Annotated in this window: 1 protein-coding gene and 1 pseudogene; both read right to left on the reverse strand. The window is 70.6% G+C overall.

Annotated features, from left to right (window positions below):
* Window positions 1–663, reverse strand: a 663-nt coding sequence (locus tag AB0E94_RS53295; RefSeq protein WP_360344705.1) for a GGDEF domain-containing protein, incomplete at its 3' end; no start/stop codon positions are given.
* Window positions 664–751: 88 nt separating this feature from the next.
* A pseudogene (locus AB0E94_RS53300) lies at window positions 752–1,033 on the reverse strand (MarR family transcriptional regulator); the annotation flags it as partial.

Consider the following 1,033-nt stretch of genomic DNA (forward strand, 5'->3'; position numbering starts at 1 on the left):
GTAGCGGGTGACAGGTCCCGGGGGTGTGGCGTGGCCCGGGTCGTGAGCCCGTACGCCGCAGCGCTTGCGTTTGGCCACGTACATGGCCTGGTCGGCGGCGTGCAGGAGCTCGCGGGCCAGCATGCCCGGTGCGGCGATGGCGTAGCCGACGCTGGCGGTGACGAACACCTGCTGGCCGGCGATCTCGTAGGGCAGCTTCGAGATGCGCCGGTGGGCCGCCTGGGCGGCGGTCTCGACCTCGGTGTCGTCGCCGTGCACGACGAGGGCGAACTCGTCGCCGGCCAGGTGCGCGGCCAGGGCTACCGACGGCCCGAGGGCGCTCAGACGCAGTCCGACCTCGTGCAGCAGGTCGTTGCCGTTCTCGTGGCCGTGGGTGTCATTGACCTGCTTGAACCGGTCGAGGTCGATGAGGACGAGCCCGAGCGGTTCCCCGAGGGAGAACGTGGCCTCGAGATGGGTCCGCAGGGCCCGCCGGTTCGGCAGGCCGGTCGTGTCGTTGTGCGTGGCCAGGTGGTGCCAGTGGGACCGGTCGCGGTCGCGGGCGGCCAGCGCCTGTCGCTGGTGGTAGATGACCTGCCGCTGCCGCACGAGTAGTGCCGCCGCGGCGGCGAGACCGGCGAGGACTCCGCCGGCCGCGGTGAGGTAGGAGTTCAGGTGAGACACTGGATGTCGCTCCTTTGCGTGAAGGAGCACCGGGGTGGGCGTGGTTCCGCCAAGTTCGACGCCCGCCCCGGGCTACCGGATGAACGGGTCAGTTGGTTTCCGGGGCGAGTTGGAAGGTCGCCGGCTTCTCGACGACTTGAACGGCGACGCCGTCGGTGACGAGCTTGTGCACGGCGTTGACGACCGCGCCCGCGCTGGCCTTGGCCGAGCCGGTGTCCTCGTTCGCCTGGTCGATGGCCTTGCATAGTTGGCTGGTCTTGAACGGCTGGTCGGGATGGGCTTCGAGCACGTCGAGGATGGCCCCGCGCAGGCTGCCCTTGGACCGGCGTGGCTTCCCGCCAGTCGACGCGCTCGGAGCTTCGGCTGGGCT

The sequence above is a fragment of the Actinoplanes sp. NPDC026670 genome (assembly GCF_040638175.1).
Classification (GTDB): domain Bacteria; phylum Actinomycetota; class Actinomycetes; order Mycobacteriales; family Micromonosporaceae; genus Actinoplanes.